Raw genomic sequence first — 26,606 nt, forward strand, 5'->3', positions numbered from 1 at the left:
TTTAAAAAGGCCGTCTGATACTTTTCAGACGGCCTTTATTGACATCACAGACAGCAACTTCCAAATCTCAAACGTTTGCTGAGACCTGTTTCATGAATCAATTGTTTGATAACCAAAATATTGGTGTTATCGGCCAACGCGCGAATGCTATGCGCTTCCATTGGCTCAAGACGGATAACTTGCAAGCCTTCGGTTTGCAAAACTTCGTCCACCGTTTTGATTTCGGCTTTGCCGTTTAAAACCAAAAGCAAAATAATCGCATCCGCCTCATATGCCGGAATTTCATTATTCTTCTGCAGTGAAAGCTGAACAATCTCCTGATTGCCGTCTGAAGCAATCACGCCGCCCAATAAAGCTTTGGGGTCTAACTCATAATGTTTCATTATTATCCTTTCCGCCCAAACGTTGCCGATTCATGGACAATCGCTCAAGCAAACCAGTACAATACGGCCTATCTTACCGATAGACACAATATTGTCACATGAACATATTAATCTCAAACGACGATGGTTATCTTGCGCCCGGTTTGGCTATTTTGGCAAGAGTGTGCTCGGAATTTGCCAATGTTAGGGTGGTTGCGCCCGAACGCGATCGCAGCGGCGTCAGCAATTCCCTGACTTTAGACCGTCCTTTACAACTGAAACAGGCGGAAAACGGGTTTTACTATGTGAATGGTACGCCCACCGACTGCATTCATGTCGGCCAACACGCCCTCGCCGATTTCAAACCCGACTTAGTTTTGTCCGGCATTAACAACGGCGCAAACATGGGCGACGATACGCTTTATTCCGGTACGGTTGCCGCCGCGACGGAAGCCTACCTGATGGGCATTCCCGCCATTGCTTTCTCACTTGCCGACTCCAGCGGCCGTTATTGGGAAACCGCAGAAAAAGCCGCTTGGATACTGCTTTCCTACTTTCTCAAACGCCCTATTTCCGAACCCATCTTATGGAACATCAATATCCCTGCCGTCGCACCTGAGGATATCCAAGGCATAAAAATTACACGGCTCGGCCGCCGTCATCATGAACAAAGCATTGTTCCCATGTATAATCCACGTGGCGAACAAATTTATTGGATTGGGCCGGTCGGCGATGTTTCCGATAGCGAAGAAGGTACCGACTTTGGCGAATGCGCGTCCGGCTTCATCACGATAACCCCCCTGCAAGTCGATTTGACTGCCTACGGACAAATGGAGCAAACTGCTTCCTTTTGGTCAGAAATCCCTGCGCCTTAACAGTCCCTAACAGCCGAACACTTGAGAATCAAGCATATTTTTATTATGATATGCCTCGACGAGAACAATTACCCGAATACGAAAGTCATTAACATGTTGAAAAAAAGTGTATCTTATGCCGGATCGGCAGCTTTGGTTTTATTACTTGCAGCCTGTGCCAGCCAACAACCGGCTCCTGTAGTCGTCGGCACACAAAGCGGTGGTTCAACAACAGGCTCTACCGTTGACAATCCTTACGGCGCAGCGCCTTACAATACCAACACCAGCCCAGCGGCAGATGCTCCATACACTCCGCCGGCAAGTACACCTGCTCCAACATACAACAGCGGCAGCACCGGCACTTACACGCCTTCTTACGCGCCTGTTGATATTAATGCAGCGACACATACCGTTGTTCGTGGTGATACCGTTTACAACATCTCCAAACGTTACAATATTACCCAAGACAATCTGCGTGCATGGAATAACCTGGCCGACAACACCATCAGCATTGGTCAAACCCTGCGCGTGAAACCTGAAGGCTACGTTGCACCTGCAGCTTCTGCAAGCAAACCTTCTACGCCAACAACGACAACCACTGCTCCGGCTCCAAGCACTCCTGCCAATACACCAACCGTATCTACCGGCAGCAGCCGCAACGTCAGCGGCATCACATGGCAGCGTCCGACTACCGGTAACGTTATTGCCAACTTCGGCGGCAGCAACAAAGGCGTGGATATTGCTGGTACACAAGGTCAGCCTGTCGTTGCAGCGGCAGACGGTAAAGTCGTTTACGCAGGCTCAGGCTTGCGCGGTTACGGCAACTTGGTCATCATCCAACACAACTCCTCATTCTTGAGCGCATACGGCCACAACCAACGTCTGCTGGTTAATGAAAACCAAACCGTTAAACGCGGTCAAACCATTGCGCACATGGGTAATACCGATGCATCTCGTACTCAGTTGCACTTTGAAATCCGTCAAAACGGCAAACCGGTCAATCCGGCAAATTATGTTGCCTTCTAAGCTGATTCAAGCAACCTAATTTCAATTCAATCCCTGCCTAAATGTCATTTAGGTAGGGATTGTTTGTACCGGTTTCCCATGAAATTTCATCTTCCCTTTCTTTATACCCTGCTATTGGGCGGTTGCGCCGCGTTTTTGCCATCATTGGACGAACGCACCCAAAGCAGTTATCTTGACATACCTGCAACCCCGCGGCTGGACAGCGCATTAGGTATTCCTTCTACATCCTCCAAGACTGATGTTTCCCATATCTATCTGCTGAACGATGCCCATGAAGCCTTTGTCGCTCGTGCTACCCTGATTGAATCCGCCGACCATACCCTCGATTTACAATACTATATCTGGCACAACGACATCTCCGGCAAGCTTCTGTTCAACCTGATTCATCGTGCAGCTGAACGCGGCGTCCGTGTGCGTTTGCTTCTGGACGACAACAACACCAACGGCATGGATGATCTCCTGCTGGCACTCGACAATCATCCCAATATTGAAGTCCGTCTGTTTAATCCCTTTATTTTCAGAAAATGGCGTGCACTCGGCTACGTTGCTGACTTTCCGCGACTTAACCGCCGGATGCACAACAAATCGTTTACCGCCGACAACCGTGCCACCATTTTGGGCGGACGCAATATCGGCGACGAATATTTTAAGGTTAACGACGATACCATCTTTGCCGACCTCGATATCCTCGCCACAGGCCGCGTAGTAACAGAAGTTTCCCTAGACTTCGACCGCTACTGGGCAAGCCATTCCGCCTATAACGCGACCAGCGTCATCAAACGGGGAAACCTGCAAAAAGGATTGGCAGAGCTTAATTACACCGACCAAGATAAAAACCAAACGCTCATCCGCTACCGTCAAAGCATCGAACACTCCAACCTCTATCAAAAAATACAGAGTAACCTTATGGAGTGGCAAAGCGTCAGCACACGTTTAATCAGCGACGATCCGGCCAAAGGCTTAGACCGTGACCGGCATAAACCGCCTATTTCCGAACGCCTACAAGACGCCCTCAAGCAACCCGAAAAAAGCGTTTACCTTGTCTCGCCTTATTTTGTGCCCACAAAATCAGGTGTCAAAGCCATAGAAAAGCTGATACACAACGGCGTAGACGTTACCGTTTTGACCAATTCGCTTCAAGCAACCGACGTTGCCGCCGTCCATTCCGGTTACGTCAAATACCGCAAGCCCTTGCTCAAAGCCGGGGTCAAACTATACGAACTCCAACCCAATCATGCCGTTCCGACCTCTAAAGACCGCGGCTTGACCGGTAGCTCCGCCACCAGCTTGCATGCCAAAACATTCATCGTAGACGAGAAACGCATTTTCATCGGCTCATTCAACCTCGACCCACGTTCCGCACGGCTCAATACCGAAATGGGTGTCGTCATCGAAAGTCCCGAAATCGCAGGCCAAATGCAGCGCACCCTCGTTACGACCACCCCAAACTACGCCTATCAGGTAACGCTTGGCAATTACAATAAACTATACTGGTATGACCCAAGTGAAAAACGAACTTACGCACAAGAACCAGAAGCCAAATTCTGGAAACGGGTTACTTCAAAAATCTTGTCCATCCTGCCTATAGAAGGATTATTATAGAGGCCGTCTGAAAACATAAATCATGCGGCCGGAGGAATTCATCATGTCTCGACTCATCTGCAAAACCCTATTTGTTTGTACCGCCGGCCTATTGTTGGCCTCTTGCGGCACCACCGGCAAGCACAAATCCCACAAGCCGCAAACAACCGCCAGAAAAGTCCAACCTGTCCGCATTTCCCATATCGACCGCACACAAGGTTCACAGGAATTGATGCTTCACAGCATGGGTCTGATCGGCACGCCCTACAAATGGGGCGGCAGTACCACAGCCACAGGCTTTGACTGCAGCGGCATGATCCAATTCGTCTATAAAAACGCCCTCAACGTCAACCTGCCACGCACCGCACGCGATATGGCCGCCGCCAGCCGTAAAATTTCCGATGACAAATTAAAAGCCGGCGATCTGGTCTTTTTTAACACCGGCGGCGCACACAAATATTCCCATGTCGGCCTCTACATCGGCAACGGCGAATTCATCCACGCCCCCAGCAGCGGCAAAACCATCAAAACCGAAAAACTTTCCACCCCGTTTTATGCCAAAAACTATTTGGGCGCACATACCTTTTTTACTGAATAAATCAAGGCCATCTGAAAGGTATCGCAATATCATCATTAAAGGCCTGTCAATCTTGCAGCAATGTTATTTTAGAGTTTAGAAATCGCTATCCAAATATTCAATTAAATATTTTTACAGGAAAATAGAATCATGGAAAAAATAAAAAATTATATAGAATTCAAGAAATTATTTAAAAATATAACGGAAAAATTTGTCAGAGATTTAGATATAACATTAATTGAAGCAGCTGAATATTCTATAATTGAATTCGAAATTTATTTATCTGAATATCCGGAAGATAGTACATTTATTTTTACAGCATGGGCAATCTATCTGTTAGAAAATAACTGTCTCAATGAAAGAGGAAAAGATAATTTTTTCATCGCGGAAATGAAAAAATGTTATCAACAAACTAATTTGGATAGAATAAAATCTATCTATTCTTCGAGTGATTATCATATTTTTGCTAAGGATGTAAACAAGATTCAACAAACATTTAAATTAAATCTTGCCAATATCATGCAGCAAGAGTAGCAACTGTATTTTTAACCCCGTAATACCTTTCAATCTATTGCCGATGAGTAACGCTTGATTGCAAGATACGCCCATGCAAAAATTTACCCATAATAAAGAAAACAGAAAAATAACAATTAGTTTCAAAAACTTAAATCATCTTCCGCCCTGTCATTTTACAAATACGAAACCATCAAGGATATATCATGCACACAGAATCCGTTCTAACCCTCCTCAAAACCCTGCAAAACCAAATCTGCGCCGCGCTGGAGCAAGAAGATGGCGAAGCCAAATTTGTGCATGAAGCATGGACGGGGAAACTGGGCATCGGTAAAACACGCGTATTAAAAAACGGCGCGGTATTCGAGCAGGCCGGTGTGAATTTTTCGCATGTAAAGGGAAGCAAAATGCCGGCTTCTGCCACTGCCCATCGTCCTGAATTGGCGGGTGCGGCGTTTGAAGCCATGGGCGTGTCGCTGGTCATTCATCCGAAAAATCCTTATGTCCCGACCAGCCATGCCAATGTACGCTTTTTTATTGCCTATCCTGAAAATGCCGAGCCGGTTTGGTGGTTCGGCGGCGGCTTTGATTTGACGCCGTTTTATCCGTTTGAAGAAGATATTGTGCACTGGCACACCGTAGCGCGAGACGTATGCGCGCCATTTGGCGAATCGGTTTATTCTGAATTCAAACAATGGTGTGACGAATATTTCTACTTGAAACACCGTAACGAAACACGCGGCGTGGGCGGTCTGTTTTTTGACGATTTAAACTGCTGGGATTTCGATACCTGCCTGAATTTTATCAAGGCAGTTGGGGAAGGCTATATCGCAGCGTATCTGCCGATTGTGGCCAAACGCAAAAACACGCCTTATGGGGAACGTGAACGCGATTTCCAACTCTACCGCCGCGGACGCTATGTGGAATTTAACTTGGTTTGGGACAGAGGCACGCTGTTCGGCCTGCAAAGCGGTGGACGCACGGAAAGCATTTTGATGTCCATGCCGCCTTTGGTGCGCTTTGAGTATCAATATGTGCCGGAAGAGGGTTCGCCCGAAGCACGCCTCAATCAATTCCTCATACCGCGCAACTGGCTAGAAGAAGCCGGCAGATAGTTTTACCTATCAAAGGCCTTCTGAAAAGCGATTCTCACTGGTTGAGACTGCCTTTTCAGACGGCCTTTGCTTCAATTGCTTTGAATTTGCATACCTTTGCCTATCATGCTGTTTCATCTCTATAGAGTTTTTGAGACAATGCGCCCATATAAAAATCACCTCACAAACCACACTAAAAAGGAATAATCGGTGAAACGCATTTTCTTGTTTATTGCAACCAATATCGCCGTTTTGGTTGTCATCCGTGTTGTTTTGGCCATCTTGGGCATCAACAGTACCGACCAAGTCGGCAGCCTGTTGGCTTATTCCGCAGTCGTCGGCTTCAGTGGCTCGATTGTCTCCCTGCTGATGTCGAAAACCATCGCCAAACATTCGGTCGGCGCCGTCGTCATCGACCAGCCCCAAAACGAAGAAGAAGCTTGGCTGTTGGCAACTGTTGAAGCGCAAGCCCGCCAATGGAATCTGAAAACGCCGGAAGTCGCCATTTACAACTCGCCCGAGCCTAACGCCTTCGCAACCGGCGCAACCAAAAACAGCTCGCTCGTCGCTGTCAGTACCGGCCTGCTCGACCACATGACCCGCGATGAAGTCGAAGCCGTTTTGGCGCATGAAATGGCGCACGTCGGCAACGGCGATATGGTAACGCTGACGCTGATTCAAGGTATTGTGAATACTTTTGTCGTCTTCTTGGCGCGTATCGTTTCCAGCATGGTGGCGCGCAACAATGACGGCAGCACTTCCCAAAGCACATATTTCATGGTCAGCATGGTCTTGCAGGTTGTATTCGGCTTCCTTGCCAGCATTATTGTGATGTGGTTCAGCCGCCAACGCGAATACCGTGCCGATGCGGGTGCTGCAAAACTGGTGGGCGCGCCGAAAATGATTGCCGCCCTGCAACGCTTGAAAGGCAACCCCAGCGATTTGCCGCAAACCATGACGGCAATGGGCATTGCCAGCGAAGCCAAAGATTCTTGGTTCAGCACCCATCCTTCTTTGGACAATCGCATCAACCGTTTGAAAAACCGCTAATAGAAAACATCAAGGCCGTCTGAAACATCAATTTCAGACGGCCTTTTTTTATTTCTTCATCAAAGCCCGCTTGATGATAATCATCCAGTCTTTTTTATCCAACAGCGGCCGCTGGTTAAACACATCATATTTGCAACCGTCCAGCTTCTGCAAAATCAACTGGCCGCCGACAATAATCATGCGCAACTCAAAACCGATTCGTCCTTTGAGGGTTTTGCCCAACGGCGAGCCGGCCTTCAGCATTTGAAAAGCACGTTGACACTCGTGCGCCATCAATCGTTGAAAAGCAAAGTCGGCTTTGCCGACCGCAATCTGCTCTTCACTGACTTTGAACTTCTGCAAATCTTCCTGAGGGATATACACGCGTCCTTTTTGCCAATCTACCGCCACGTCCTGCCAGAAATTAATCAGCTGCAAGGCAGTGCAAATGCCGTCGCTTTGCGCCATACTCACTTCATCGGTTTGCCCGTACAAATGCAGCATAATGCGCCCCACCGGATTGGCGGACAAACGGCAATAGGCAATCAATTCGCCAAAGTTTTCATAACGGGTTTTGACCACATCCTGACTGAACGCCGCCAGCAAATCATAAAACGGCTGCAACGGCAATTGAAACGGCTCAATCGCTTCGTTATACAAACGCTGCATCAAAGCCGTTTGCAGTTTCCCGCCTTGTGCAATGCGGTCTAACTCTGATTTCAGTTCGTCCAGTTGGCGCAGGCGTTCGGCTGCTTCTGCATTGCCTTCGTCGGCAATATCGTCCGCCGTCCGTGCAAAAGCGTAAACGGCGTGAACCGGCTTACGCAAACGGCGCGGCAGCACAATGGATCCGACTGGGAAATTTTCGTAATGATTGACTGACATGGGAAATCCGAAAATTTAAAATAAAGTATTTTTGCCGACAGGCCGTCTGAAATTCAGACGGCCTTCCGTTTGGCCGCAAAGAAATCCTGCAATACGCTTTGGCATTCATCCGCCAATATGCCGCCGAAAATTGCAGTATGCTTGTTCAGACGTTTGTCGGCAAATAAATCGACCACGCTGCCTGCCGCACCGGTTTTGGGTTCGGCCGCACCATAAATCACGCGCCCGACCCGCGCCTGTATCAAGGCAGATGCGCACATGGCGCAAGGTTCTAAGGTGATGTACACATCGCAATCTTCCAAGCGATAGTTTTGCAAGGCTTTTCCTGCGGCGGCAAGCGCGTTGATTTCGGCGTGGTGGCTGACATTGTGGTCGCCAATGCAGGTATTGTGTGCCGCTGCGATTGCCTCGCCTTGATATACGATGACCGCGCCAACGGGTACTTCGCCCAATGCTGCCGATTGTCTGGCCTGCTCTATCGCCAACCACATAAAGGCTTCCATATCGTTTTGCGAAGGGAAAACGACAACAGGCGGATGGTTTTTTAATGCTTCGCCCAGCTCAGTCTTTCTCTCCTCGGAAATATGCCGGACATCCACACCCGAAACCAACGCAGCCAGTTGCCACAAGGTGCTTTTGGTTACGGTCAAACCCGACGCTTTCAGCAATAGAAACGCGCGGACTGCGCCGATTTTTTGCAAATCTTCCAGTGTGTAAATACCTAATTCTTTTAATGCTGCCAATGTTTTAGGCGCAAGTGGTGGCGTGGTCAGCATGGATTATTCCTGAAAATGCCGTCGCGCCAAGGCTAAGGCCGTCTGAACATAATCACTGTCTGCGTAAGGGTCTAGCGTGTGCGCCAAAGGAATTTTTCGCAACCAGGTCAACTGGCGTTTGGCAAGCTGGCGCGTGGCAACAATGCCTTTTTCGACAAAGGTGTCATAATCTGTTTCGCCTTCGAGATAATCCCAAGCCTGACGGTAGCCCACGCAGCGCATAGACGGCATATCCGCATGCAGTTGCGGATAAACGCGGCGTAAGGCGTGCATTTCATCGAGGAAACCGTGTTCCAGCATATTTAAAAAGCGTTTTTCGATTTGGCGGTGTAACAAATGACGGTCTTCGGGGATAAGGGCAACCGTGCATAAATCCAATAAAGGCACAGCCTGCTTCTGCTCTGTGAAATGTTCGCTCAAAGGCTTGCCGGTCAGAAGATAGACTTCCAAAGCGCGTTCAATACGCTGGCTGTCATTGGCTTTCAGACGGCCTGCCGTAATCGGGTCAACTTCCTGCAAACGGCGATACAGTCCTGCCAGACCGTGTTCGTTCTTTTCCGCCTGAAGCTGTGCGCGCACCGCCGCATCCGCGCTGGGCAAATCGTTCAAACCTTCCGTCAGCGCATGGAAATACATCATCGTGCCGCCGACAATCAGCGGATAGCGTCCGCGCGCATGTATTTCGTTCACCAAGCGCACGCAGTCGCCGACAAAATCCGCCGCGCTGTAACTTTCCAGCGGCGAGATAATATCAATCAAATGATGCGGTATGGCGGCAAGCTCTTCGGCAGTCGGCTTGGCCGTACCGATGTCCATACCGCGATACACCAGCGCGGAATCCAAACTGATGATTTCCACCGGCAACGATTGGGCAATATTTAAGGCCAGTGCGGTTTTACCGCCGGCAGTCGGGCCGAGTACGGCGAAGGCTTTGGGCGCGTTCATAAGAAAACGGAAAAATTAAAAATGCGATTATAGCAAACCCGGGCAGACCATATTTCAGGCCGTCTGAAACATTTGCCCTACATTATCAAAAGCGTTACACTTGCTGCGCCGTTTCAGACGGCCTTTTATATTGATTTCAAACCTGCTGCTGCCGTCATTGCGCCGGCAGTCAAGCCGTCAGCGACACTGCGCCGCTGTAAACACGAAAGAACACACTATGACCGTATCTCCCGTAGCCTTGCGCCGTCAAACCGAGCGCAAGCCGCATCCGACTGCGCGTTATTGGAAAAAATGCGATGTCGAGGCTTTGTTCGGACTGCCTTTCCTCGACCTCGTTTTCCAAGCCGCCGAAATCCACCGCCAAAACTTCAATCCGCGCGAAATCCAACTTTCCACCCTACTCTCCATCAAAACCGGCGGCTGCCCCGAAGACTGCGCCTACTGCCCGCAATCGGCACACCACAACACCAATCTGGGCAAAGAGCAGATGATGGACGTGGACGAAATCGTCGAAAAAGCCAAAATTGCCCAATCGCGCGGTGCCAGCCGTTTCTGCATGGGCGCGGCATGGCGCGGCCCTAAACCTAAAGACGTGGCTGTCGTTTCCGAAATCATCAGCGCGGTGAAAAGCTTGGGCATGGAAGTGTGCGGCACCTTCGGCATGCTCGAAGACGGCATGGCGGAAGACTTCAAAAAAGCCGGTTTGGACTACTACAACCACAACCTCGACACCGACCCCGACCGCTACAACGACATCATCCACACCCGCAAACACGAAGACCGCATGGATACTTTGGGCAAAGTCCGCAATGCCGGTTTGAAAGTCTGCTGTGGCGGCATTGTCGGCATGAACGAAACCCGCGCCGAACGCGCAGGCCTGATTGCCAGTCTTGCCAACCTCGACCCGCAGCCTGAAAGCGTGCCGATCAACCAGTTGGTCAAAGTAGAAGGCACGCCGCTGGCCGATGCCGAAGATTTGGACTGGACGGAATTTGTCCGTACCATCGCCGTCGCACGCATTACCATGCCGCACAGTTACGTCCGCCTCTCCGCAGGCCGCAGCAATATGCCCGAATCCATGCAGGCCATGTGTTTCATGGCTGGCGCAAACTCGATTTTCTACGGCGACAAGCTGCTGACTACGGGCAATCCGGACGAAGACGGCGACCGCCTGCTGATGGAAAAATTGAATTTGTATCCGCTGCGCTTTGAATTGGAAGAAGAATACAAAGCCGCGCAGGAAACGCCCAAAATCAAAGTTGACTATTAACCGCCATCATAAAAGGCCGTCTGAAACTTTTTCAGACGGCCTTTTATCGTTATTCAACATCAAAACTTTCAATCTTCCGTATCCATTCTTCCTTTTCCGCCTCGCTCAAAAACGAAGCGCGGAACGAATTGGCGCACAAGGTTTTGGTTTCTTCCGCACTCAAATCCAATGCCTCGGCAAGCGCTTCAAAATTGTGGTTCATATAGCCGCCGAAATACGCCGGATCATCGGAATTGACGGTTACCAACACGCCGCGTTGCAACATACGGCGCAAATTGTGTTTTGCCATCTCCGAAAATACTTTCAATTTCAAATTGCTCAACGGGCAAACGGTCAACGGCATTTGCTCTTTAATCAAACGCGCCATCAACACCTCGTCTTCTTCCGCCCGTACGCCATGATCAATACGGCGGACATGCAGCAAGTCCAAAGCCTCATAAACATATTCGGGAGGGCCTTCTTCTCCGGCATGAGCCACTGTCAACAAACCCTCCGCCCGCGCCTGCGCAAACACGCGCTCGAACTTGGACGGCGGATGCCCCAGTTCGCTTGAATCTAAGCCTACGCCGATGATGTGTTCTTTATAAGGCAAAGCCTGATACAGCGTTTCAAATGCGCTTTCTTCCGACAAATGCCGCAGGAAACACATAATCAAACGCGTGCTTATGCCCCATTGCTGCCCGGCTTCACGGCAGGCACGGACAATGCCGTTAATCACGGTTTCAAACGCCACGCCCCGCACAGTATGGGTTTGCGGATCGAAAAATATTTCCGTATGCACGACATTGTCTTCATGGCAACGCTCAAGATACGCGCGGGTCAAATCGTAAAAATCCGCCTCGTGCAACAATACGCCGGCACCGGCATAATAAATATCCAAAAACGACTGCAAATTGTGAAAATCATAAGCCTGCCGTACCGCATCGACATTTTCATAAGGAATCGCTATGTGGTTGCGCTTGGCGATTTCAAACATCAACTCCGGCTCGAACGTCCCTTCGATGTGGACGTGCAACTCTGCTTTGGGCAGGGCTTGGATAATTTGTTTGATATTCATATTTTGAGACCTTTGCAATAACATAGGTTACTAAAATTTTATGCTCAATCTCATTTTCAAAATGCAAAACCTTTCTGATTTTTCCTATTTTTTGCTCAATATCAGGAAGGTTTTAGTCAATTGAATTTTTTTGGCGCATTTTTATGCGTCAAATTTCGTTAACAGACTATTTTTGCAAAGGTCTCATTTTCTCTAATTTTCGGTTTATATTTAATATTGAAGGCCGTCTGAAACTTTCAGACGGCCTTTGAACATTTACCTGTTAAAAACCATTTTCCATCATGATTTCGCCGGGGATGCGGTTGCGGTGCATGGCGTAGCCCAAATCCATCAGGGCTTGGAAAGTGTCTTTGACCATTGCCGGATTGCCGCAAACCATAAAGCGCGTATCGACCTTGGTGAACTTGAAGCCGATTTTTTCTTCCAAGCCTCCATTCTTCAGCAATTCGGGAATCCGTTTGCCGCTCAATGCGCCTTCCGTTTCCTCACGCGTAGTGACCGGAACAAAAGTGAATTTATGGAAATATTCTTCAATCAGCGGATGCTTTTTCAAATCAGCAAGGCGTTGGTTGAAAATCAACTCGTCGGCGTAAGAAACTGAATGCACCAAAACCAAACGGTCGAAACGCTGCCAGATTTCAGGTTGCTCGATAATGGAAAGGAAAGGCGCAATGCCGGAACCCGTGCAGAGCATGACCAAATCTTTTCCGTCGGGGAAACGCTCGGGCAAGAGGAAACCGGTAGCCGTTTTATCCAATAAAATAGTGTCGCCCTCTTTCATCGCAGCAAAACGCGCCGACATCGGGCCGCCTTCGATTAATACTGCGAAATACTCAAGCGTATCGGCGTATTCGGCAGACACGACGGAATACGCGCGCCAAATAAAGCCCTCGCCGTCACGGAAACCAAGGCGAGAAAACTGCCCTGCTGAAAAACGGTAGGACTCAGGGCGGCTGATGGCAAAAGTCATCAGCTTAGGCGTATGGTGTTTGATCCACAAGACTTTTTCTTCGGTAAACTTGGCTTCTGGAGAAGCTGCCATAATAGGTTTCCTTGATATTCGGTATCAGTTTCAAATAGGGCTTATTATAAAGATTCAAAAGGCCGTCTGAAATATTTATTTTCAGACGGCCTTTAAGATTATTCACGGCGCAAACGGATACTGATGCCTTTTTGTTCCAAAATCAAATCGTTACCGTCAAAACGATAGTTCCACACGCTTTGTTTACGCAAAAACGCATCTTCCAGCTTCATGTCTTCACACAGCATCATACTTACCGCAATATGGCCAAAATCAATTTTGTCCGAACCAATCGTATTGGCTTGGAACATCATACCGTTACACCCCATCTTGCCATACGCCTTAGGCATTTTGCTGAAATCCAAATAGGCGTTTTTATCTGCCAATTCTTTTTCAGTGAATTTATTGAAAGCGACAACACGCCATTTGGCGGCTAAAGTAGGTTGCGCAGCTTGTTGAGTTTGTACCTGCACTTTAGAGGCTTGTTCAGGCTTAGATGCTGAAGGAGATGTACAAGCTGCCAAAACTACCATACTTATCAATGCGCCGAATAATGTTTTCATATCTATTCCTTATGTATTACTAAAGGCCGTCTGAAAAACTATTTACCTCCAGACGGCCTTTACGCCTTATTTACAAAGTCGTATCCAATGCTTTGGAAATATCGTTCCAAATATCGTCCACATCTTCAATACCGACAGAGAAACGCAGCAGGCCGACTTTGATGCCCATTTCCATTTTCACATCATGCGGCACGCCGCTGTGGGATTGGGAATAGCAATGGTTGACCAGACTTTCCACGCCGCCGAGGCTGGAAGCCATTTTGACCAGTTTCATGTTTTTAATCACGCTATTGGCCGCTTCACGCGTGTCGTTTTTGAGATAAACCGTAACCACGCCGCCGATGCCTTTGGGCATTTGTGCTTGGGCGAGTTCGTAATGTTCGTGCGACGGCAGGCCGGGATAGAACACTTTTTCAATGGCAGGATGGGCTTCCAAACGGCGTGCGATTTCGAGTGCGTTTTGGCAATGGGCGTTCATGCGCAAGGCCAGCGTTTTAATACCACGCAACACCAGCCAACAGTCCATCGGACCTGCAATCGCGCCGGTATGAACCATCATGTCGTGCAAAGGCTGAGCCAGCTCTTTGGTTTTGGCAACGACTACACCCATCAATACGTCGGAATGGCCACACAAATATTTGGTTGCGGAATGGAACACAAAATCACAGCCCATATCCAACGGCTGTTGCAAATACGGCGTAGCAAAAGTATTGTCGATACCGACCAGCGCACCGGCTGTTTTGGCTTTTGCGGCAAGCGCTTTGATGTCTACCAAGCGCAAAAGCGGATTGGACGGCGTTTCCAGCCAAACCAGTTTGACATTGTGTACTTTGAGCAACTCGTCCAAATTATCCGGATTTCCCAAATCGGCAAAAACAACGTTTACACCCCATTTTTGATAAACATCGACCAATAAATCATAAGCGCCGCCATAAATATCGGCGACGGCGACAATGGTATCGCCCGGGCGCAGGAAAGTGCGCCACACGGCATCAATCCCCGCCATGCCGCTGGAAAACGCAAAACCGGCCGCACCATGCTCCAAATCGGCAACGGTATCTTCCAAAACCTGACGGGTCGGGTTGCTCAGGCGCGAGTAGCGGTAAGGCACATTTTCGCCAATCTCGTGCAACGCAAACATACTGTTTTGATAAATCGGCGGCATCAGCGCACGGTTGTGTTCGTCGCAATCGTAGCTGGAATGAATGGCTTTCGTGGCGAATTTCATTTGGTCTCTGCCTATATAGATGTGAATAATCGAAGATTTTATCACTATCTGAAAAATAGAAACAATCAATGCAGGCGGATAAAGCAAGTGATATAATCTCGCATTTGCAAATCGGCCGACACGAGCCGATTCCCTCCACACGCATCTCAACAATCCTATCATGAAGGACATACCACGCATGAACGCCATTGCAGACGTGCAATCCAGCCGCGATTTACGCAACCTGCCGATTAATCAGGTCGGCATCAAAGACCTGCGCTTTCCAATCTCCCTCAAAAGCAAAGAAGGCGAACAATCCACCGTCGCCCGCCTGACCATGACGGTTTTCCTGCCTGCCGACCAAAAAGGCACGCATATGTCGCGCTTTGTCGCCCTGATGGAAAAACAAACCGATGCTTTGGATTTCGATACGCTGCACAAACTGACTGCCGATATGGTTGCCCTGTTGGATTCGCATTCCGGCAAAATCAGCGTTTCCTTCCCGTTTTTCCGCAAGAAAAGTGCGCCCGTCTCCGGCATCCAATCACTGCTGGACTATGATGTCACACTGACCGGCGAAATCAAAAACGGCACATACAGCCACAATCTGAAAGTAATGGTTCCGGTTACTTCATTGTGTCCGTGTTCCAAAGAAATTTCCCAATACGGCGCGCACAACCAACGTTCGCATGTGACCGTCAGCCTGATTGCAAACGCGGATGTAGACATTGAAGAAATCATCGATTACGTCGAAGCGCAAGCAAGCTGCCAGCTCTACGGTTTGCTCAAACGCCCTGACGAGAAGTATGTAACGGAAAAAGCATACGAAAATCCTAAGTTTGTCGAAGACATGGTTCGCGATGTGGCCACTGCGTTGATTGCCGACAAACGCATTGAATCGTTTGTTGTCGAAAGCGAAAACTTCGAATCGATACACAACCATTCCGCTTACGCTTATATCGCTTATCCTTAAAAGCCGAGCCGAATAGAAACAAAGGCCGTCTGAAAATTTCAGACGGCCTTTGGCATAAATTGAACGATAACATGAGACTATCGGTCATATATGGGCAACCCTATTTCGATATAATTCAAAAGTATTAGATTTCTCTCGCAATATTTGACATAAATTAAGCCGATTGTTTTTCCATCATTTATAATGACGGTTCCTCAACGGCATCTCCGTAGATACTATGAAAAAATTCCTTTATTTCCTCATTGCATTTTTAGGCTTGAGCAGCTTCGCATTTGCAGTAGATGCCAATGATTTGCTGCCTCCAGAGCAAGCCTTTGTGCCTCAAGTCAATGTAACCGATCAAGGCATCAGCGTGCAGTTCAAGATCGCTGACGGCTACTATATGTACCAGTCCAAAATCGTTGCAGCGACCAATCCTGACAAAGTCTTGGCCGAACCCAAATTCAGCAAAGGCGAAGAAAAAGAAGACGAATTCTTCGGCAAACAAACGGTTTACCACCATACCGCACAGGTTGACCTGCCTTACAAACAAGCCGCGCCGCAATACAAACTGACGCTGACTTATCAAGGCTGTGCCGAAGTGGGTGTGTGTTATCCGCCTGTGGACACCGAATTTGACGTAAAAGGCAACGGGGTTTACCAGCCTCAAAGCGACGAGCCGGTTTCTGCCAAAGACCGCTTTTTGCAACCATCCGCCTCTTCAGACGGCCAAATGCCCGCCCAACCCAGTACAAACAATCCCGACAGCAGCCGCTTCAAGCTCTCTTGGGATACTTTAAACGCCAACCTATTGGCGTTTTTTGTCGCAGGTTTGGGCTTAAGCTTTACCGCCTGTATGTATCCGCTTCTGCCGATTGTTTCCAGCATTGTTGTGGGCGATAAAAAAGCCGGCAAAGGCCGCGCGTTCACCTTGTCGATGGTGTATGTACAAGGCTTGGCATTGACCTATACCTTGGTCGGCGTGATTGCCGGTTTGACAGGCGCGCTGTTGACCGTATGGCTGCAACAGCCTTGGGTCGTACTTGCCGCCGCTGCGTTGATGGTGGTATTGGCGCTGTCAATGTTCGGCTTCTTCAATATCCAGCTGCCCAACTCCGTCCAATCCTATTTCCAAAATCAAAGCAGCAAACTCTCCGGCGGTAAAATCGTTTCCGTCTTTATCATGGGTATTTTGTCTGCGCTGATTGTCGGCCCGTGCGTTGCGCCTCCGCTGGCGTTTGCTTTGGGCTATATCGGCCAAACCGGCGATGCCGTATTGGGCGGCCTTGCGCTTTATGTCTTGGCACTCGGCACCGGCGTACCGCTCATCATCATCGGCACATTCGGCGGCCATATCCTGCCTAAAGCAGGCGACTGGATGAACGGCATCAAATACGCATTCGGCTTCATTCTGCTGGCCGTTGCCGTATACCTTGCCACACCGCATCTGCCTTATTTCGCAGTAGTCGGCCTCTACACCTTGCTGATGATTGTTCCCGCCCTGATGCTTTTGGCGAAATCCGGCAAACAAAAAGGCCGTCTGAAAACAGTTGCCGCCGTATTGGGCTTTTTACTGCTGATTGGCGGCTCGTGGTTTGGCTGGCAAAGCTTCAATAAACAAACCACCACCCTGCACCACTTCTTAACGCTGGTTCCTCCATCCGAAGCCGGCCAAGAAACCGACCACGGCAAGATGTTTACCGATATCGGCGAACTTAAAGCCGCTATGGATGCCGCCTTGAAAGCCGACCCAAGCAAGCCCGTGCTGATTGATTTCTACGCCGACTGGTGCGTATCCTGCAAAGAAATGGCCGCCTATACGCTCAACCAGCCGCAGGTACACGAAGCAGTCGATATGCAACGCTTCTTCCAAATCGACGTAACCGCCAACACTCCCGACCATCAGGCCTTACTGAAAGAATACGGCCTCTTCGGCCCTCCGGGCGTGTTTGTTGTCCGCGCCGACGGCAGTCATAGCGAACCCTTATTAGGCTTTGTCAAACCCGATGCCTTCATTGAATGGTATCGCCAAAACGAAAAATAGCCGTCTAGGAAAAGGCCGTCTGAAAACAGATTTTCAGACGGCCTTTTCCTATGTTCAAAGATTAAAATTCATCTTGATGCCAACGCGTAGAACGCAAAATGCTGGAATCCACATCTTGAATATTGCGATGGCCGGTAAACGCCATAGAAATATCCATTTCTTTATACAGAATTTCCAGTGCACGGGTTACGCCTTCTTCACCATAGGCGCCCAAACCATACAGAAACGCGCGGCCTATCATCGTACCTTTCGCACCCAAAGCCCAAGCCTTCAAAATATCCTGACCGCTGCGGATACCGCTGTCCATCCAAACCTCGATGTCGCTGCCCACCGCGCTGACCACATCAGGCAAAGCCTTAATGGCAGACACAGTATCGTCAAGCTGACGGCCGCCATGATTGGAAACGACCAATGCGTCCGCACCGCTTTTCGCTGCTTTTTCCGCGTCTTCAGGTTCCATAATGCCTTTGATAATCAGCTTGCCGCCCCACAAATCTTTAATACGCGCCACATCGTCCCAGCTCAGGCGCGGGTCGAATTGTTCGGAAGTCCATGAAGACAGCGAAGACAAATCGCCGACGTTTTTAGCGTGTCCGACAATATTGCGGAAGGTGCGGCGTTCCGTGTTCAGCATTTTCATGCACCATTCCGGCTTAGTCGCCAAATTGATTAAATTGGCAATGGTCGGTTTCGGCGGCGCAGACAGGCCGTTTTTAATGTCTTTGTGGCGTTGACCCAAAACCTGCAAATCGGCGGTCAATACCAAAGCTGAACATTTGGCATCTTTCGCACGCTTAATCAGGTTCTCCATAAACTCGCGGTCGCGCATCACATAAAGCTGAAACCAAAACGGCGCGCTGGTGTTTTCAGCCACATCCTCAATCGAACAAATGGACATGGTTGACAGCGTAAACGGAATACCAAACTTTTCCGCCGCACGTGCCGCCAAAATTTCACCGTCGGCGTGCGCCATGCCCGTAAAACCGGTCGGCGCAATCGCTACCGGCATTTTCACATCCTGCCCAATCATTTTGGTTTCGAGACTGCGTCCCTCCATATTAACCAATACCTTTTGGCGGAAACGGATGTCTTTGAAATCCGAAGTGTTTTCACGATAAGTAGTTTCTGTCCAAGAGCCCGAATCGATATAGTCATAAAACATACGCGGCATTTTACGTTTGGCAACAAGGCGCAAGTCTTCGATACAGGTTATTTTGCTTAAATCACATTTCATTGTCGATTGCCTCTGTTAAGGTAAAGACGGATGGTTCAGGCCGTCTGAACATTTCAAACAACCCTTCACTTTGCTCCATCAAAACAACTAAATTTTAAGAATAATTTTGATAATCTATATCAGTATCAATATTAAATCAAAACATTTTAACCCTGCCATTTGTAGGGTTGATAGCCTTTTTTCAGATGGCCTAAAATCCAAATTACAGAAAAATAAAGAAAATATTTTCCGATTTAAAAATCAACCCATGCCACCATTTAAACAAACAATCAAACCGAGCCGCCACATACTTGACTGAAACACTCAGATATTAGACAATTCCCCCACTAATAAAAACGCCCCACACAGGCAACCACACCATGAGACTGACTACCAAAGGGCGATTTGCAGTAACCGCCATGATAGATTTGGCGATGAACGCGCAAACCGGTGCTGTCAAACTCAGTGCCATCAGCGAACGACAAAGCATATCGCTCTCCTACCTCGAACAATTATTCAGCAAGCTGCGCCGTGCCGGATTGGTTGAAAGCCTACGCGGCCCAGGCGGCGGCTACATCCTTGCCGCGCCCGCCGAGCAAATCAATATTGCACAAATCATCTCCGCAGCCGAAGACCGACTGGATGCCACACAATGCGGCAGCAAAGCAAACTGCCACCACGGCGCCCCCTGTCTGACCCATGACCTTTGGGAAAACTTAAACAAAACCATCAATGACTACCTCAGCGGCGTTACGCTGCAAAGCATCATTGAACAAAAAAACTGCAGCGACAGCAGTCATGTCGTTACCTTTACACACATTCATTAAACCGACCTACGGCAAAGACCGCAGGCAGATGACCAAACGAAAGAGCAAACCATGACCGTCAAAACCCCTGTATACCTCGACTACGCCGCTACAACCCCCGTTGACAAACGCGTTGCCGAAAAAATGATTCCCTACCTGACCGAAACCTTCGGCAACCCCGCTTCCAACAGCCACGCATTCGGCTGGGAAGCAGAAGAGGCCGTCGAAAAAGCCCGTGCCGACATCGCTGCCCTGATTAACGCCGACCCCAAAGAAATCATCTTCACCAGCGGCGCGACCGAGTCCGACAACCTTGCCATCAAAGGCGCGGCAAACTTCTACAAAACCAAAGGCAAACACCTCATTACCGTCAAAACCGAGCACAAAGCCGTGCTCGACACCATGCGCGAACTCGAACGCCAAGGCTTTGAAGTAACTTATCTGGACGTACAAGAAAACGGCTTGGTTGATTTAGACGTACTAAAAGCCGCCATCCGCGAAGACACCATCCTTGTTTCCGTCATGTGGGTAAACAACGAAATCGGCGTGGTTCAAGATATTCCTGCCATCGGCGAAATCTGCCGCGAACGCAAAATCATTTTCCACGTTGACGCAGCACAAGCATGCGGCAAAGTGCCTGTCGACGTTGACGCAGCCAAAGTTGATTTGTTGTCTATGTCCGGCCACAAAGTATACGGCCCTAAAGGCATCGGCGCCCTGTATGTACGCCGTAAACCACGCGTGCGTCTCGAAGCCCAAATGCACGGCGGCGGTCACGAACGCGGTTTCCGTTCCGGCACATTACCGACCCATCAAATCGTCGGCATGGGCGAAGCCTTCCGCATTGCCAAAGAAGAATTGGCACGAGACACTGCGCACTACTTGAAACTGCGCGATATCTTCCTCAAAGGTATCGAAGGCATTGAAGAAGTCTACATCAACGGCGACCTCGAACACCGCGCTCCGAACAACCTAAACGTCAGCTTCAACTTCGTCGAAGGCGAAAGCCTGATTATGGCAGTGAAAGAACTCGCCGTATCCAGCGGCTCCGCCTGTACTTCCGCAAGCCTTGAGCCAAGCTACGTTTTACGCGCACTCGGCCGCAACGACGAATTGGCACATTCCTCCCTGCGCATCACCTTCGGCCGCATGACCACCGAAGAAGAAGTGCAGTTTGCGGCAGAACTGATCAAATCCAAAATCGGCAAACTGCGCGAACTGTCGCCGCTGTGGGAAATGTTCAAAGACGGGATTGATTTGAACTCGATTGAATGGGCAGCGCATTAAGATTGATGTCAAACAAAGGCTGTCTAAGAAAGTGAGTCTGATTTTTGAATACAGTAAAACACTTTTTATAGACAGTCTTGTATGCTATTTTCATAGAAAGAATACCATGAAAGTTAAAATTATTAATTTGCCAAATGGTTATAAACGTATTATTTATGGAAAATATTTTGAACAATTTGACTTAGATTATGAACAAGATTTAGACGTATTAAAAAAAGATATTGAATTTGCTTTATCTGTTATTGAATACAATCGATCTATATTCAATAAATTCTCTTCCTTATTTAAGAGTAAAAACATTTTTGTTTATCAAGGAGGACATCATCTTGATATTATTGATCGTGATAAAGGAAGTTTGGAATGGTTAACTATTGAAGATCATTGGACAAAAGATGTTGATGATATCACTGGTTCATGGAAAATGGAGAATTTAGAAATTAGTCGACAAACTCAATATGCAATGCAACTTCTAAAGATTGGTAAAACAAATATTGAGAAAGAAATAAGAAAAATTAAACAAAGGTTCTAAAAAAATGAGTAAATACGGTGGTGAAGACATAATCTATATGAATGATGGTGTATTTAGAAATAAATTAGCCATTCAAGATCCACTTAAATTAGAAAAGGTCGAAAGAGACATTTCTGCTATTTCCGCCCAAAATCTGCTTTTGCAACCCATTACAGGCAATTTCGATTTGGCGCATTTACAGACCATTCATCGCAAACTGTTTGGCAATGTTTATGATTGGGCAGGAGAAATCCGGCGAATTGATATTTCCAAAGGTAATACCCGATTTGCCAATTTTGCTTTTATCGAAAACGAAAGCCGTACACTTTTGGAGAAGCTGCAAAGCGAAAACTATTTGCGGGGGTTGGATAAAGATAAATTCGCCGAGCGTGTGGCCTATTATTTGGGCGAGTTGAACGTCCTACATCCTTTTCGTGAAGGAAACGGCAGAACATTGCGCCTGTTTATGACGCAATTGGCAATGAAAAACGGTTTGCAGATACATTGGCAAAATATCTCTGCCGAACAAATGATTCAAGCCTGTATTCAGGCATACCATGTCGATAGCAGCTTATTGGCACGCCTAATTTTAGAAAATTTAGAACAATCGTCTTTTTCAGACGACTAAAACATCAACAAACCACGATATTTTAAGCAAGCGTAGGTTGGGTTGGAAACCCAACGAGTCTATTAAAGCGCCTGAAATGTTGAGTTTAATAACCCAACCTACCTATAAATAAAAAAAGGTCGTCTGAAAATCCCCAAAGGCCTTTTCAGACGACCTAAAAGCCACCACATTAGAATCAAGGATACAACCCATGAACGAACAAGAAATCGACCTCGACAATCTCGACAACCTGCTCGAAGATTTTGACGACGTTACCGTAGAAGGCGGCGTTGATTCAGAGAATGATGACGGCTGCGAAGGCGGCGCATGCAAAATCTAAACTTCAGGCCGTCTGAATATTCGTAAACAAACCATTTACACCACTAAAAACACAAAGGAAACCACATCATGGCATACAGCGATAAAGTAATCGACCACTACGAAAACCCCCGCAACGTCGGCACTTTCGACAAAAACGACGAATCTGTCGGTACCGGCATGGTCGGTGCTCCGGCCTGCGGTGACGTAATGCGTCTGCAAATCAAAGTAAACGATGAGGGTATTATCGAAGATGCAAAATTCAAGACTTACGGCTGCGGCTCCGCCATCGCTTCTTCCAGTCTGATCACAGAGTGGGTTAAAGGCAAAAGCCTTAACGATGCACTGGCAATCAAAAACAGCGAAATTGCCGAAGAGTTGGAATTACCTCCAGTTAAAATCCACTGCTCCATCTTGGCTGAAGATGCGGTAAAAGCGGCCGTTGCAGACTATCGCAAACGTCAGGAAAACAAATAACCGGATTTAACGAACCCTTATCGGCAGGTGCCCAAGATTCCCGGCGAATCTTCGAGAAAAGCAAATCTAATGGTTTCCCCCCTCTTCTTTTGTGAGACAAAACCAACTGTACAGAAACTTAATCGTTTTGAAGTTGCTACCAAGTTTGGGATTACCTGCCAATCTATCCCCTCTCCCCACGGGAGAGGGTTAGGGAGAGGGCAATAAGCTACAGCTTATATTTAGTCGTTATACCTGCAAAATCAAAGAAGACGATATGCCTTTTACTGATAAAGAAGTCCAATCCCTACTTGCTGTCAAAGGCATAGGTAAAACCATATTGCAGCGTTTGCAGCAAATGGGATTGGATGATATTGCCACTTTGGCGGTTGCGGATTTAGACGATATTTTGGAACAGGGCGCACAATTGACCGGCTCGACCTGTTGGAAAAACAGTCCGCAGGCAAAAACTACCATTGCCACCGCAATAGAGTGGGCAAAACAGCGTTTTCAGACGGCCTGAAAATCAAGAGGCCGTCTGAAATAAAAAGCAGACAAAACAGAAAATGATTGCGAAATGAGGAAAAAAGCATGATTACCATCACAGAAAACGCAGCCAAACACATCAACGGCTACTTGACCAAACGCGGCAAAGGCTTGGGCGTGCGCTTGGGTGTCAAAACCAGCGGCTGCTCAGGCATGGCATACAACCTTGAATTTGTCGATGAAGTGAACGAGGATGACCTGATTTTTGAAGAACACGGCGCACGAGTTTATATCGATCCGAAAAGCTTGGTTTATCTAGACGGCACGCAAGTTGATTACACTAAAGAAGGTTTGCAGGAAGGTTTCAAATTTGAAAATCCAAATGTCAAAGACTCTTGCGGCTGCGGTGAGAGCTTCCACGTTTAAAATATAAAAAATGGCGGGAAAGTATCAAAACCATCCCGCCATTTTTTGGCTTCTTGCCTATTATAGCTACCCTTGCCTTTTCTTTTTCGTTCTACTTTGTGTCGGAACAAATCAGATTTGACTAAGGCTTTTAAGGTATTGTCTCGTATTTTGCCTTTATTGTGTTGCACCTTACCGGTCATATTGTTTTCCTTTCATATAAACAGTTTCCGGATTATATCGTAAAATAATCCTCTTCTTTAGATTTTTTCCTTTAATATCATGTCTCAATACTTCAACCTCTTCCAGCTTGAGCCATCTTTCAATATTGATACCGAAGCACTCGAACAAAGCTATCGGGCTTTAGCTGCCCGATTTCATCCTGATAAATTTGCTTCTGCTTCAGCTTTTGAGCAGAAACAAGCCGTTATGATGTCTTCTACAATTAATGATGCCTACCGCACATTAAAAAGTCCTATTGATCGGGCTGCTTATCTCTTGAAAAGCCAAAATATCGATGCTGATGCACCTGAACACACTTCGTTTTCACCAGAATTCCTCATGCAGCAAATGGAATGGCGGGAAACATTGATGGATGCACAAATAGAACAAAACCATGATGCCATCCGGGCACTGGATCAAGAAATTCAAGAAGTACAAAGCAGCCTATATCAAGATTTACAACAAGCATTTGAACAACAGGATTATGAATCAGCCGCACAATGGGTACGGCATGGCCGCTTTCTTAATAAACTTCGCAATGAAATTGCTTCAATTTTATAAAGTACATATGCTGTTACGTTTACCCAAGTTTTATAACAAATGATTTTATATGTAAAACAAAAACCGTATCAGATAAATCTGATACGGTTTTCTTATATTAACTACCGATTAGCGTTTTTTACCGGTAACAGTAGCAACAGCCAGGTTTTCATTACGTTTCAGGGAAACGCTTTCAACACCTTCTGGCAATTTGACGTCTGACAAGTGCAGAATGTCGCCGGCAACTACTGATGCACAATCCAACTCCAAGAAAGCAGGAATGTTTGCAGGCAAAGCAACTACTTCAACAGAAGTGTTCAACAGAGATACGCGACCACCTTGCAATTTAACAGCTTGAGAGTTTTCAGCGTTAACAATGTGCAGAGGAACACGGATGCGTACAGGTTGATCAGCTTTTACAGCTTGGAAGTCGATGTGTTGAACTTCGCGACGGAATGGGTGCATTTGGAAGTCACGCACGATAACGTCTTTAGTTTCACCGTTCAAAGACAGTTTAATCAAAGCAGTATGGAAAGATTCTTTTTCCAATGCGTAGAATACAGTTTTGTGGTCTACAGCGATAGCAACAGGCTCTTGACCTTCACCGTACAGGATGCCAGGGATTTGGCCTTCGCGACGAAGGCGGCGGCTCGCACCAGTGCCTTGGGCTTCGCGAACAGAGGCTTGAATTTCGTAAGTCATGTTTAATACTCCAATTTAGATAAAATCGTCGTCATCGGCCGCGACCAGCTTAAGACGACATCGGGTTATGGCAGCAACATGCCGCCAGTCATCACATCTTCATTGAAAAGATATGAGACAGATTCTTCATTACTGATACGGCGTACCGTTTCAGCCAGCAAACCGGCAATAGTAACTTGACGGATGCGTTCACATTTTTTAGCTGCTTCAGACAACGGAATCGTATCTGTCACAACTACTTGGTCAATTTCGGAAGAAGCAATTCGATTCACTGCTTCACCGGAGAATACTGCATGGCTGGCGTATGCCAGTACACGATCTGCACCGCGCTCTTTCAGGGCAACGGCTGCTTTACACAAGGTGTTTGCTGTATCGATCATATCATCTACGATCAAGCAAGTACGGCCTTGAATATCGCCAATAATGTTCATCACTTCAGCCACATTGGCTTTAGGACGACGTTTGTCGATAATCGCCAAATCAGCATTTAAAGATTTAGCAACAGCACGTGCACGTACAACACCACCAATGTCAGGGCTGACAACAGTCAGGTTCTCAATGCGCTGTTGTTTAATATCGTTCAACAAAATCGGGGTAGCGTAAATATTATCTACCGGAATATCGAAGAAACCTTGAATTTGATCAGCATGCAAGTCAACAGTCAATACGCGGTCGATACCTGCTGAGTACAACATATTTGCCACTAATTTAGCAGAAATCGGCACACGGACAGAGCGAGGACGACGATCTTGACGCGCATAGCCAAAGTAAGGAATCGCGGCAGTAATACGACCGGCAGAAGCACGTTTAAGTGCATCAGCCATCGTCAAAATTTCCATCAGGTTGTCATTGGTTGGCGCGCAGGTAGGTTGCAAAATAAACACATCGCGACCACGCACATTTTCCAACAATTCAATGGCTACTTCGCCATCAGAGAATTTGGAAACAGTGGCTTCACCGAGTGAAATATCCAAATGTTTGACAACACGTTGCGCCAATTCCGGATTTGCATTACCGGTAAACACCATTAAACTGTCATAAGCGGCCATATCTTCACCTGATTCTAGATTTGATTTACGCGCAGAAAACATTACGCTTCCCTTTGCCCTATGTCTAAGACACTAATTACGCGATTATACGCGTAAAGACGGGTAAAAAAAAGTTTTTCAGCGTTATTTTGCTCTTAGCGTAAAAAAGCGTGTAAGAGAACTTACACGCTTTTATTTGGCTGGGGAGGAAGGATTCGAACCTTCGCATGCTGGAATCAAAATCCAGTGTCTTAACCGCTTGACGACTCCCC

At 47.6% G+C, this 26,606-nt stretch carries 30 protein-coding genes, 1 tRNA gene and 2 pseudogenes; 20 read left to right on the forward strand and 13 right to left on the reverse strand.

The window, feature by feature from the left end:
* Positions 1-44 precede the first annotated feature (44 nt).
* Positions 45-383 carry a hypothetical protein gene (locus tag ACTHSN_RS03845; RefSeq protein WP_004520298.1) on the reverse strand — a complete coding sequence of 113 codons (339 nt, stop codon included), beginning with the start codon at positions 381-383 and terminating at the stop codon, positions 45-47.
* Positions 384-481: 98 nt separating this feature from the next.
* Between ACTHSN_RS03845 and surE the strand changes: the two genes are divergently transcribed.
* The 8 genes and pseudogenes from surE to htpX all read left to right on the forward strand — a co-directional run bounded on the left by surE (position 482) and on the right by htpX (position 7,057).
* Positions 482-1,237, forward strand: coding sequence for a 5'/3'-nucleotidase SurE (gene surE, locus ACTHSN_RS03850; RefSeq protein WP_070461816.1), 756 nt, complete (start codon positions 482-484; stop codon positions 1,235-1,237).
* Positions 1,238-1,330: 93 nt separating this feature from the next.
* Positions 1,331-2,242 (forward strand): peptidoglycan DD-metalloendopeptidase family protein, encoded by a 912-nt coding sequence (locus ACTHSN_RS03855; protein WP_070461814.1) that lies wholly within the window; start codon positions 1,331-1,333, stop codon positions 2,240-2,242.
* 78 nt (positions 2,243-2,320) lie between these two features.
* Positions 2,321-3,844: a phospholipase D family protein gene (locus ACTHSN_RS03860; protein ID WP_440365088.1), complete on the forward strand. Its 1,524-nt coding sequence runs from the start codon at positions 2,321-2,323 to the stop codon at positions 3,842-3,844.
* A gap of 43 nt (positions 3,845-3,887) precedes the next feature.
* Positions 3,888-4,421, forward strand: a complete 534-nt coding sequence (locus ACTHSN_RS03865; RefSeq protein WP_036491269.1) for a C40 family peptidase — start codon at positions 3,888-3,890, stop codon at positions 4,419-4,421.
* A 29-nt stretch (positions 4,422-4,450) separates the two neighbouring features.
* Positions 4,451-4,546: pseudogene (locus ACTHSN_RS03870) on the forward strand (deaminase domain-containing protein); the annotation flags it as partial.
* Positions 4,547-4,550: 4 nt separating this feature from the next.
* Entirely contained in the window at positions 4,551-4,934 is a 384-nt protein-coding gene (locus tag ACTHSN_RS03875) for a hypothetical protein (RefSeq protein WP_002219725.1), read from the forward strand.
* A 185-nt stretch (positions 4,935-5,119) separates the two neighbouring features.
* Positions 5,120-6,028, forward strand: a complete 909-nt coding sequence (gene hemF / locus ACTHSN_RS03880; protein ID WP_440365089.1) for an oxygen-dependent coproporphyrinogen oxidase — start codon at positions 5,120-5,122, stop codon at positions 6,026-6,028.
* Between the two features lie 189 nt (positions 6,029-6,217).
* Positions 6,218-7,057 carry a protease HtpX gene (gene htpX, locus ACTHSN_RS03885; RefSeq protein WP_315116237.1) on the forward strand — a complete coding sequence of 280 codons (840 nt, stop codon included), beginning with the start codon at positions 6,218-6,220 and terminating at the stop codon, positions 7,055-7,057.
* A 48-nt stretch (positions 7,058-7,105) separates the two neighbouring features.
* On the opposite strand, the gene hpnC is transcribed toward htpX, so the two are convergent.
* Genes hpnC through miaA form a run of 3 tightly spaced genes read right to left on the reverse strand, consistent with a single transcriptional unit; the run spans position 7,106 to position 9,642 of the window.
* On the reverse strand, positions 7,106-7,921 hold the full coding sequence (gene hpnC / locus ACTHSN_RS03890) for a squalene synthase HpnC (protein WP_315116235.1): 816 nt from the start codon (positions 7,919-7,921) through the stop codon (positions 7,106-7,108).
* A 53-nt stretch (positions 7,922-7,974) separates the two neighbouring features.
* Entirely contained in the window at positions 7,975-8,697 is a 723-nt protein-coding gene (tadA, locus tag ACTHSN_RS03895) for a tRNA adenosine(34) deaminase TadA (protein ID WP_440365090.1), read from the reverse strand.
* A gap of 3 nt (positions 8,698-8,700) precedes the next feature.
* On the reverse strand, positions 8,701-9,642 hold the full coding sequence (miaA, locus tag ACTHSN_RS03900) for a tRNA (adenosine(37)-N6)-dimethylallyltransferase MiaA (protein WP_440365091.1): 942 nt from the start codon (positions 9,640-9,642) through the stop codon (positions 8,701-8,703).
* A 217-nt stretch (positions 9,643-9,859) separates the two neighbouring features.
* Between miaA and bioB the strand changes: the two genes are divergently transcribed.
* Positions 9,860-10,912 (forward strand): biotin synthase BioB, encoded by a 1,053-nt coding sequence (bioB, locus tag ACTHSN_RS03905; protein WP_070814209.1) that lies wholly within the window; start codon positions 9,860-9,862, stop codon positions 10,910-10,912.
* A 49-nt stretch (positions 10,913-10,961) separates the two neighbouring features.
* Here bioB and ACTHSN_RS03910 read toward each other — a convergent pair whose 3' ends face one another.
* The 4 genes from ACTHSN_RS03910 to ACTHSN_RS03925 all read right to left on the reverse strand — a co-directional run bounded on the left by ACTHSN_RS03910 (position 10,962) and on the right by ACTHSN_RS03925 (position 14,781).
* The gene (locus tag ACTHSN_RS03910) at positions 10,962-11,969 is read right to left on the reverse strand and encodes an adenosine deaminase (RefSeq protein WP_440365092.1); all 1,008 of its coding nucleotides are present in this window, start codon (positions 11,967-11,969) and stop codon (positions 10,962-10,964) included.
* 262 nt (positions 11,970-12,231) lie between these two features.
* Positions 12,232-13,011, reverse strand: a complete 780-nt coding sequence (locus ACTHSN_RS03915) for a ferredoxin--NADP reductase (RefSeq protein ID WP_070461797.1) — start codon at positions 13,009-13,011, stop codon at positions 12,232-12,234.
* 98 nt (positions 13,012-13,109) lie between these two features.
* Positions 13,110-13,553, reverse strand: a complete 444-nt coding sequence (locus tag ACTHSN_RS03920) for an META domain-containing protein (protein ID WP_070461795.1) — start codon at positions 13,551-13,553, stop codon at positions 13,110-13,112.
* 70 nt (positions 13,554-13,623) lie between these two features.
* The gene (locus ACTHSN_RS03925; RefSeq protein WP_070461793.1) at positions 13,624-14,781 is read right to left on the reverse strand and encodes a trans-sulfuration enzyme family protein; all 1,158 of its coding nucleotides are present in this window, start codon (positions 14,779-14,781) and stop codon (positions 13,624-13,626) included.
* A gap of 178 nt (positions 14,782-14,959) precedes the next feature.
* Between ACTHSN_RS03925 and folE2 the strand changes: the two genes are divergently transcribed.
* Both folE2 and dsbD read left to right on the forward strand, forming a co-directional pair.
* Positions 14,960-15,733: a GTP cyclohydrolase FolE2 gene (gene folE2, locus ACTHSN_RS03930; protein WP_107791863.1), complete on the forward strand. Its 774-nt coding sequence runs from the start codon at positions 14,960-14,962 to the stop codon at positions 15,731-15,733.
* A gap of 217 nt (positions 15,734-15,950) precedes the next feature.
* Positions 15,951-17,756, forward strand: coding sequence for a protein-disulfide reductase DsbD (dsbD, locus tag ACTHSN_RS03935; RefSeq protein WP_440365093.1), 1,806 nt, complete (start codon positions 15,951-15,953; stop codon positions 17,754-17,756).
* Positions 17,757-17,817: 61 nt separating this feature from the next.
* Here the strand turns inward: dsbD and ACTHSN_RS03940 are convergent, their stop codons facing one another.
* Positions 17,818-18,990 carry an alpha-hydroxy acid oxidase gene (locus ACTHSN_RS03940; protein WP_070838113.1) on the reverse strand — a complete coding sequence of 391 codons (1,173 nt, stop codon included), beginning with the start codon at positions 18,988-18,990 and terminating at the stop codon, positions 17,818-17,820.
* 359 nt (positions 18,991-19,349) lie between these two features.
* On the opposite strand from ACTHSN_RS03940, the gene iscR reads away from it, so the two are divergent.
* From iscR to iscA, 8 genes are all read left to right on the forward strand, one after another.
* Positions 19,350-19,796, forward strand: a complete 447-nt coding sequence (gene iscR / locus ACTHSN_RS03945; protein WP_003746476.1) for a Fe-S cluster assembly transcriptional regulator IscR — start codon at positions 19,350-19,352, stop codon at positions 19,794-19,796.
* Between the two features lie 51 nt (positions 19,797-19,847).
* A complete protein-coding gene (locus ACTHSN_RS03950) occupies positions 19,848-21,062 on the forward strand; it encodes an IscS subfamily cysteine desulfurase (RefSeq protein WP_440365094.1) in 1,215 nt (404 codons plus the stop codon).
* Positions 21,063-21,168: 106 nt separating this feature from the next.
* Positions 21,169-21,591 carry a hypothetical protein gene (locus ACTHSN_RS03955; protein WP_225905478.1) on the forward strand — a complete coding sequence of 141 codons (423 nt, stop codon included), beginning with the start codon at positions 21,169-21,171 and terminating at the stop codon, positions 21,589-21,591.
* Between the two features lie 4 nt (positions 21,592-21,595).
* Positions 21,596-22,198 (forward strand): Fic/DOC family protein, encoded by a 603-nt coding sequence (locus ACTHSN_RS03960; RefSeq protein ID WP_070461783.1) that lies wholly within the window; start codon positions 21,596-21,598, stop codon positions 22,196-22,198.
* Between the two features lie 190 nt (positions 22,199-22,388).
* Entirely contained in the window at positions 22,389-22,517 is a 129-nt protein-coding gene (locus ACTHSN_RS03965; protein WP_256388723.1) for a hypothetical protein, read from the forward strand.
* A 68-nt stretch (positions 22,518-22,585) separates the two neighbouring features.
* Positions 22,586-22,972, forward strand: coding sequence for a Fe-S cluster assembly scaffold IscU (gene iscU / locus ACTHSN_RS03970; protein WP_070461780.1), 387 nt, complete (start codon positions 22,586-22,588; stop codon positions 22,970-22,972).
* A gap of 256 nt (positions 22,973-23,228) precedes the next feature.
* Positions 23,229-23,474, forward strand: coding sequence for a recombinase RecA (locus ACTHSN_RS03975; protein ID WP_070461779.1), 246 nt, complete (start codon positions 23,229-23,231; stop codon positions 23,472-23,474).
* Between the two features lie 68 nt (positions 23,475-23,542).
* On the forward strand, positions 23,543-23,863 hold the full coding sequence (gene iscA / locus ACTHSN_RS03980; protein WP_063075834.1) for an iron-sulfur cluster assembly protein IscA: 321 nt from the start codon (positions 23,543-23,545) through the stop codon (positions 23,861-23,863).
* On the opposite strand, the pseudogene ACTHSN_RS03985 reads toward iscA, so the two are convergent.
* Positions 23,823-24,045: pseudogene (locus ACTHSN_RS03985) on the reverse strand (alternative ribosome-rescue factor A). The gene iscA and the pseudogene ACTHSN_RS03985 overlap by 41 nt on opposite strands.
* 79 nt (positions 24,046-24,124) lie before the next feature.
* Between ACTHSN_RS03985 and hscB the strand changes: the two are divergent.
* Complete coding sequence (gene hscB, locus ACTHSN_RS03990) at positions 24,125-24,625, forward strand: Fe-S protein assembly co-chaperone HscB (RefSeq protein ID WP_070461776.1); 501 nt, start codon at positions 24,125-24,127, stop codon at positions 24,623-24,625.
* Between the two features lie 108 nt (positions 24,626-24,733).
* On the opposite strand, the gene ACTHSN_RS03995 is transcribed toward hscB, so the two are convergent.
* The 3 genes from ACTHSN_RS03995 to ACTHSN_RS04005 all read right to left on the reverse strand — a co-directional run bounded on the left by ACTHSN_RS03995 (position 24,734) and on the right by ACTHSN_RS04005 (position 26,606).
* Positions 24,734-25,306, reverse strand: a complete 573-nt coding sequence (locus ACTHSN_RS03995; protein WP_070461775.1) for a 50S ribosomal protein L25/general stress protein Ctc — start codon at positions 25,304-25,306, stop codon at positions 24,734-24,736.
* A gap of 65 nt (positions 25,307-25,371) precedes the next feature.
* On the reverse strand, positions 25,372-26,355 hold the full coding sequence (locus ACTHSN_RS04000) for a ribose-phosphate pyrophosphokinase (protein WP_107723665.1): 984 nt from the start codon (positions 26,353-26,355) through the stop codon (positions 25,372-25,374).
* 176 nt (positions 26,356-26,531) lie between these two features.
* Positions 26,532-26,606: transfer RNA gene (locus ACTHSN_RS04005), tRNA-Gln, on the reverse strand.

The organism is Neisseria sp. P0009.S010, from assembly GCF_051958545.1.
Taxonomy (GTDB): domain Bacteria; phylum Pseudomonadota; class Gammaproteobacteria; order Burkholderiales; family Neisseriaceae; genus Neisseria; species Neisseria subflava_A.

Bases quoted from the DNA above. Each gene is read 5' to 3' on its own strand.
- ACTHSN_RS03845 (WP_004520298.1), bottom strand. From the start codon at position 383: ATGAAACATTATGAGTTAGACCCCAAAGCTTTATTGGGCGGCGTGATT.
- surE (WP_070461816.1), top strand. From the start codon at position 482: ATGAACATATTAATCTCAAACGACGATGGTTATCTTGCGCCCGGTTTG.
- ACTHSN_RS03855 (WP_070461814.1), top strand. From the start codon at position 1,331: ATGTTGAAAAAAAGTGTATCTTATGCCGGATCGGCAGCTTTGGTTTTA.
- ACTHSN_RS03860 (WP_440365088.1), top strand. From the start codon at position 2,321: ATGAAATTTCATCTTCCCTTTCTTTATACCCTGCTATTGGGCGGTTGC.
- ACTHSN_RS03865 (WP_036491269.1), top strand. From the start codon at position 3,888: ATGTCTCGACTCATCTGCAAAACCCTATTTGTTTGTACCGCCGGCCTA.
- ACTHSN_RS03875 (WP_002219725.1), top strand. From the start codon at position 4,551: ATGGAAAAAATAAAAAATTATATAGAATTCAAGAAATTATTTAAAAAT.
- hemF (WP_440365089.1), top strand. From the start codon at position 5,120: ATGCACACAGAATCCGTTCTAACCCTCCTCAAAACCCTGCAAAACCAA.
- hpnC (WP_315116235.1), bottom strand. From the start codon at position 7,921: ATGTCAGTCAATCATTACGAAAATTTCCCAGTCGGATCCATTGTGCTG.
- tadA (WP_440365090.1), bottom strand. From the start codon at position 8,697: ATGCTGACCACGCCACCACTTGCGCCTAAAACATTGGCAGCATTAAAA.
- miaA (WP_440365091.1), bottom strand. From the start codon at position 9,642: ATGAACGCGCCCAAAGCCTTCGCCGTACTCGGCCCGACTGCCGGCGGT.
- bioB (WP_070814209.1), top strand. From the start codon at position 9,860: ATGACCGTATCTCCCGTAGCCTTGCGCCGTCAAACCGAGCGCAAGCCG.
- ACTHSN_RS03910 (WP_440365092.1), bottom strand. From the start codon at position 11,969: ATGAATATCAAACAAATTATCCAAGCCCTGCCCAAAGCAGAGTTGCAC.
- ACTHSN_RS03915 (WP_070461797.1), bottom strand. From the start codon at position 13,011: ATGGCAGCTTCTCCAGAAGCCAAGTTTACCGAAGAAAAAGTCTTGTGG.
- ACTHSN_RS03920 (WP_070461795.1), bottom strand. From the start codon at position 13,553: ATGAAAACATTATTCGGCGCATTGATAAGTATGGTAGTTTTGGCAGCT.
- ACTHSN_RS03925 (WP_070461793.1), bottom strand. From the start codon at position 14,781: ATGAAATTCGCCACGAAAGCCATTCATTCCAGCTACGATTGCGACGAA.
- folE2 (WP_107791863.1), top strand. From the start codon at position 14,960: ATGAACGCCATTGCAGACGTGCAATCCAGCCGCGATTTACGCAACCTG.
- dsbD (WP_440365093.1), top strand. From the start codon at position 15,951: ATGAAAAAATTCCTTTATTTCCTCATTGCATTTTTAGGCTTGAGCAGC.
- ACTHSN_RS03940 (WP_070838113.1), bottom strand. From the start codon at position 18,990: ATGAAATGTGATTTAAGCAAAATAACCTGTATCGAAGACTTGCGCCTT.
- iscR (WP_003746476.1), top strand. From the start codon at position 19,350: ATGAGACTGACTACCAAAGGGCGATTTGCAGTAACCGCCATGATAGAT.
- ACTHSN_RS03950 (WP_440365094.1), top strand. From the start codon at position 19,848: ATGACCGTCAAAACCCCTGTATACCTCGACTACGCCGCTACAACCCCC.
- ACTHSN_RS03955 (WP_225905478.1), top strand. From the start codon at position 21,169: ATGAAAGTTAAAATTATTAATTTGCCAAATGGTTATAAACGTATTATT.
- ACTHSN_RS03960 (WP_070461783.1), top strand. From the start codon at position 21,596: ATGAGTAAATACGGTGGTGAAGACATAATCTATATGAATGATGGTGTA.
- ACTHSN_RS03965 (WP_256388723.1), top strand. From the start codon at position 22,389: ATGAACGAACAAGAAATCGACCTCGACAATCTCGACAACCTGCTCGAA.
- iscU (WP_070461780.1), top strand. From the start codon at position 22,586: ATGGCATACAGCGATAAAGTAATCGACCACTACGAAAACCCCCGCAAC.
- ACTHSN_RS03975 (WP_070461779.1), top strand. From the start codon at position 23,229: ATGCCTTTTACTGATAAAGAAGTCCAATCCCTACTTGCTGTCAAAGGC.
- iscA (WP_063075834.1), top strand. From the start codon at position 23,543: ATGATTACCATCACAGAAAACGCAGCCAAACACATCAACGGCTACTTG.
- hscB (WP_070461776.1), top strand. From the start codon at position 24,125: ATGTCTCAATACTTCAACCTCTTCCAGCTTGAGCCATCTTTCAATATT.
- ACTHSN_RS03995 (WP_070461775.1), bottom strand. From the start codon at position 25,306: ATGACTTACGAAATTCAAGCCTCTGTTCGCGAAGCCCAAGGCACTGGT.
- ACTHSN_RS04000 (WP_107723665.1), bottom strand. From the start codon at position 26,355: ATGGCCGCTTATGACAGTTTAATGGTGTTTACCGGTAATGCAAATCCG.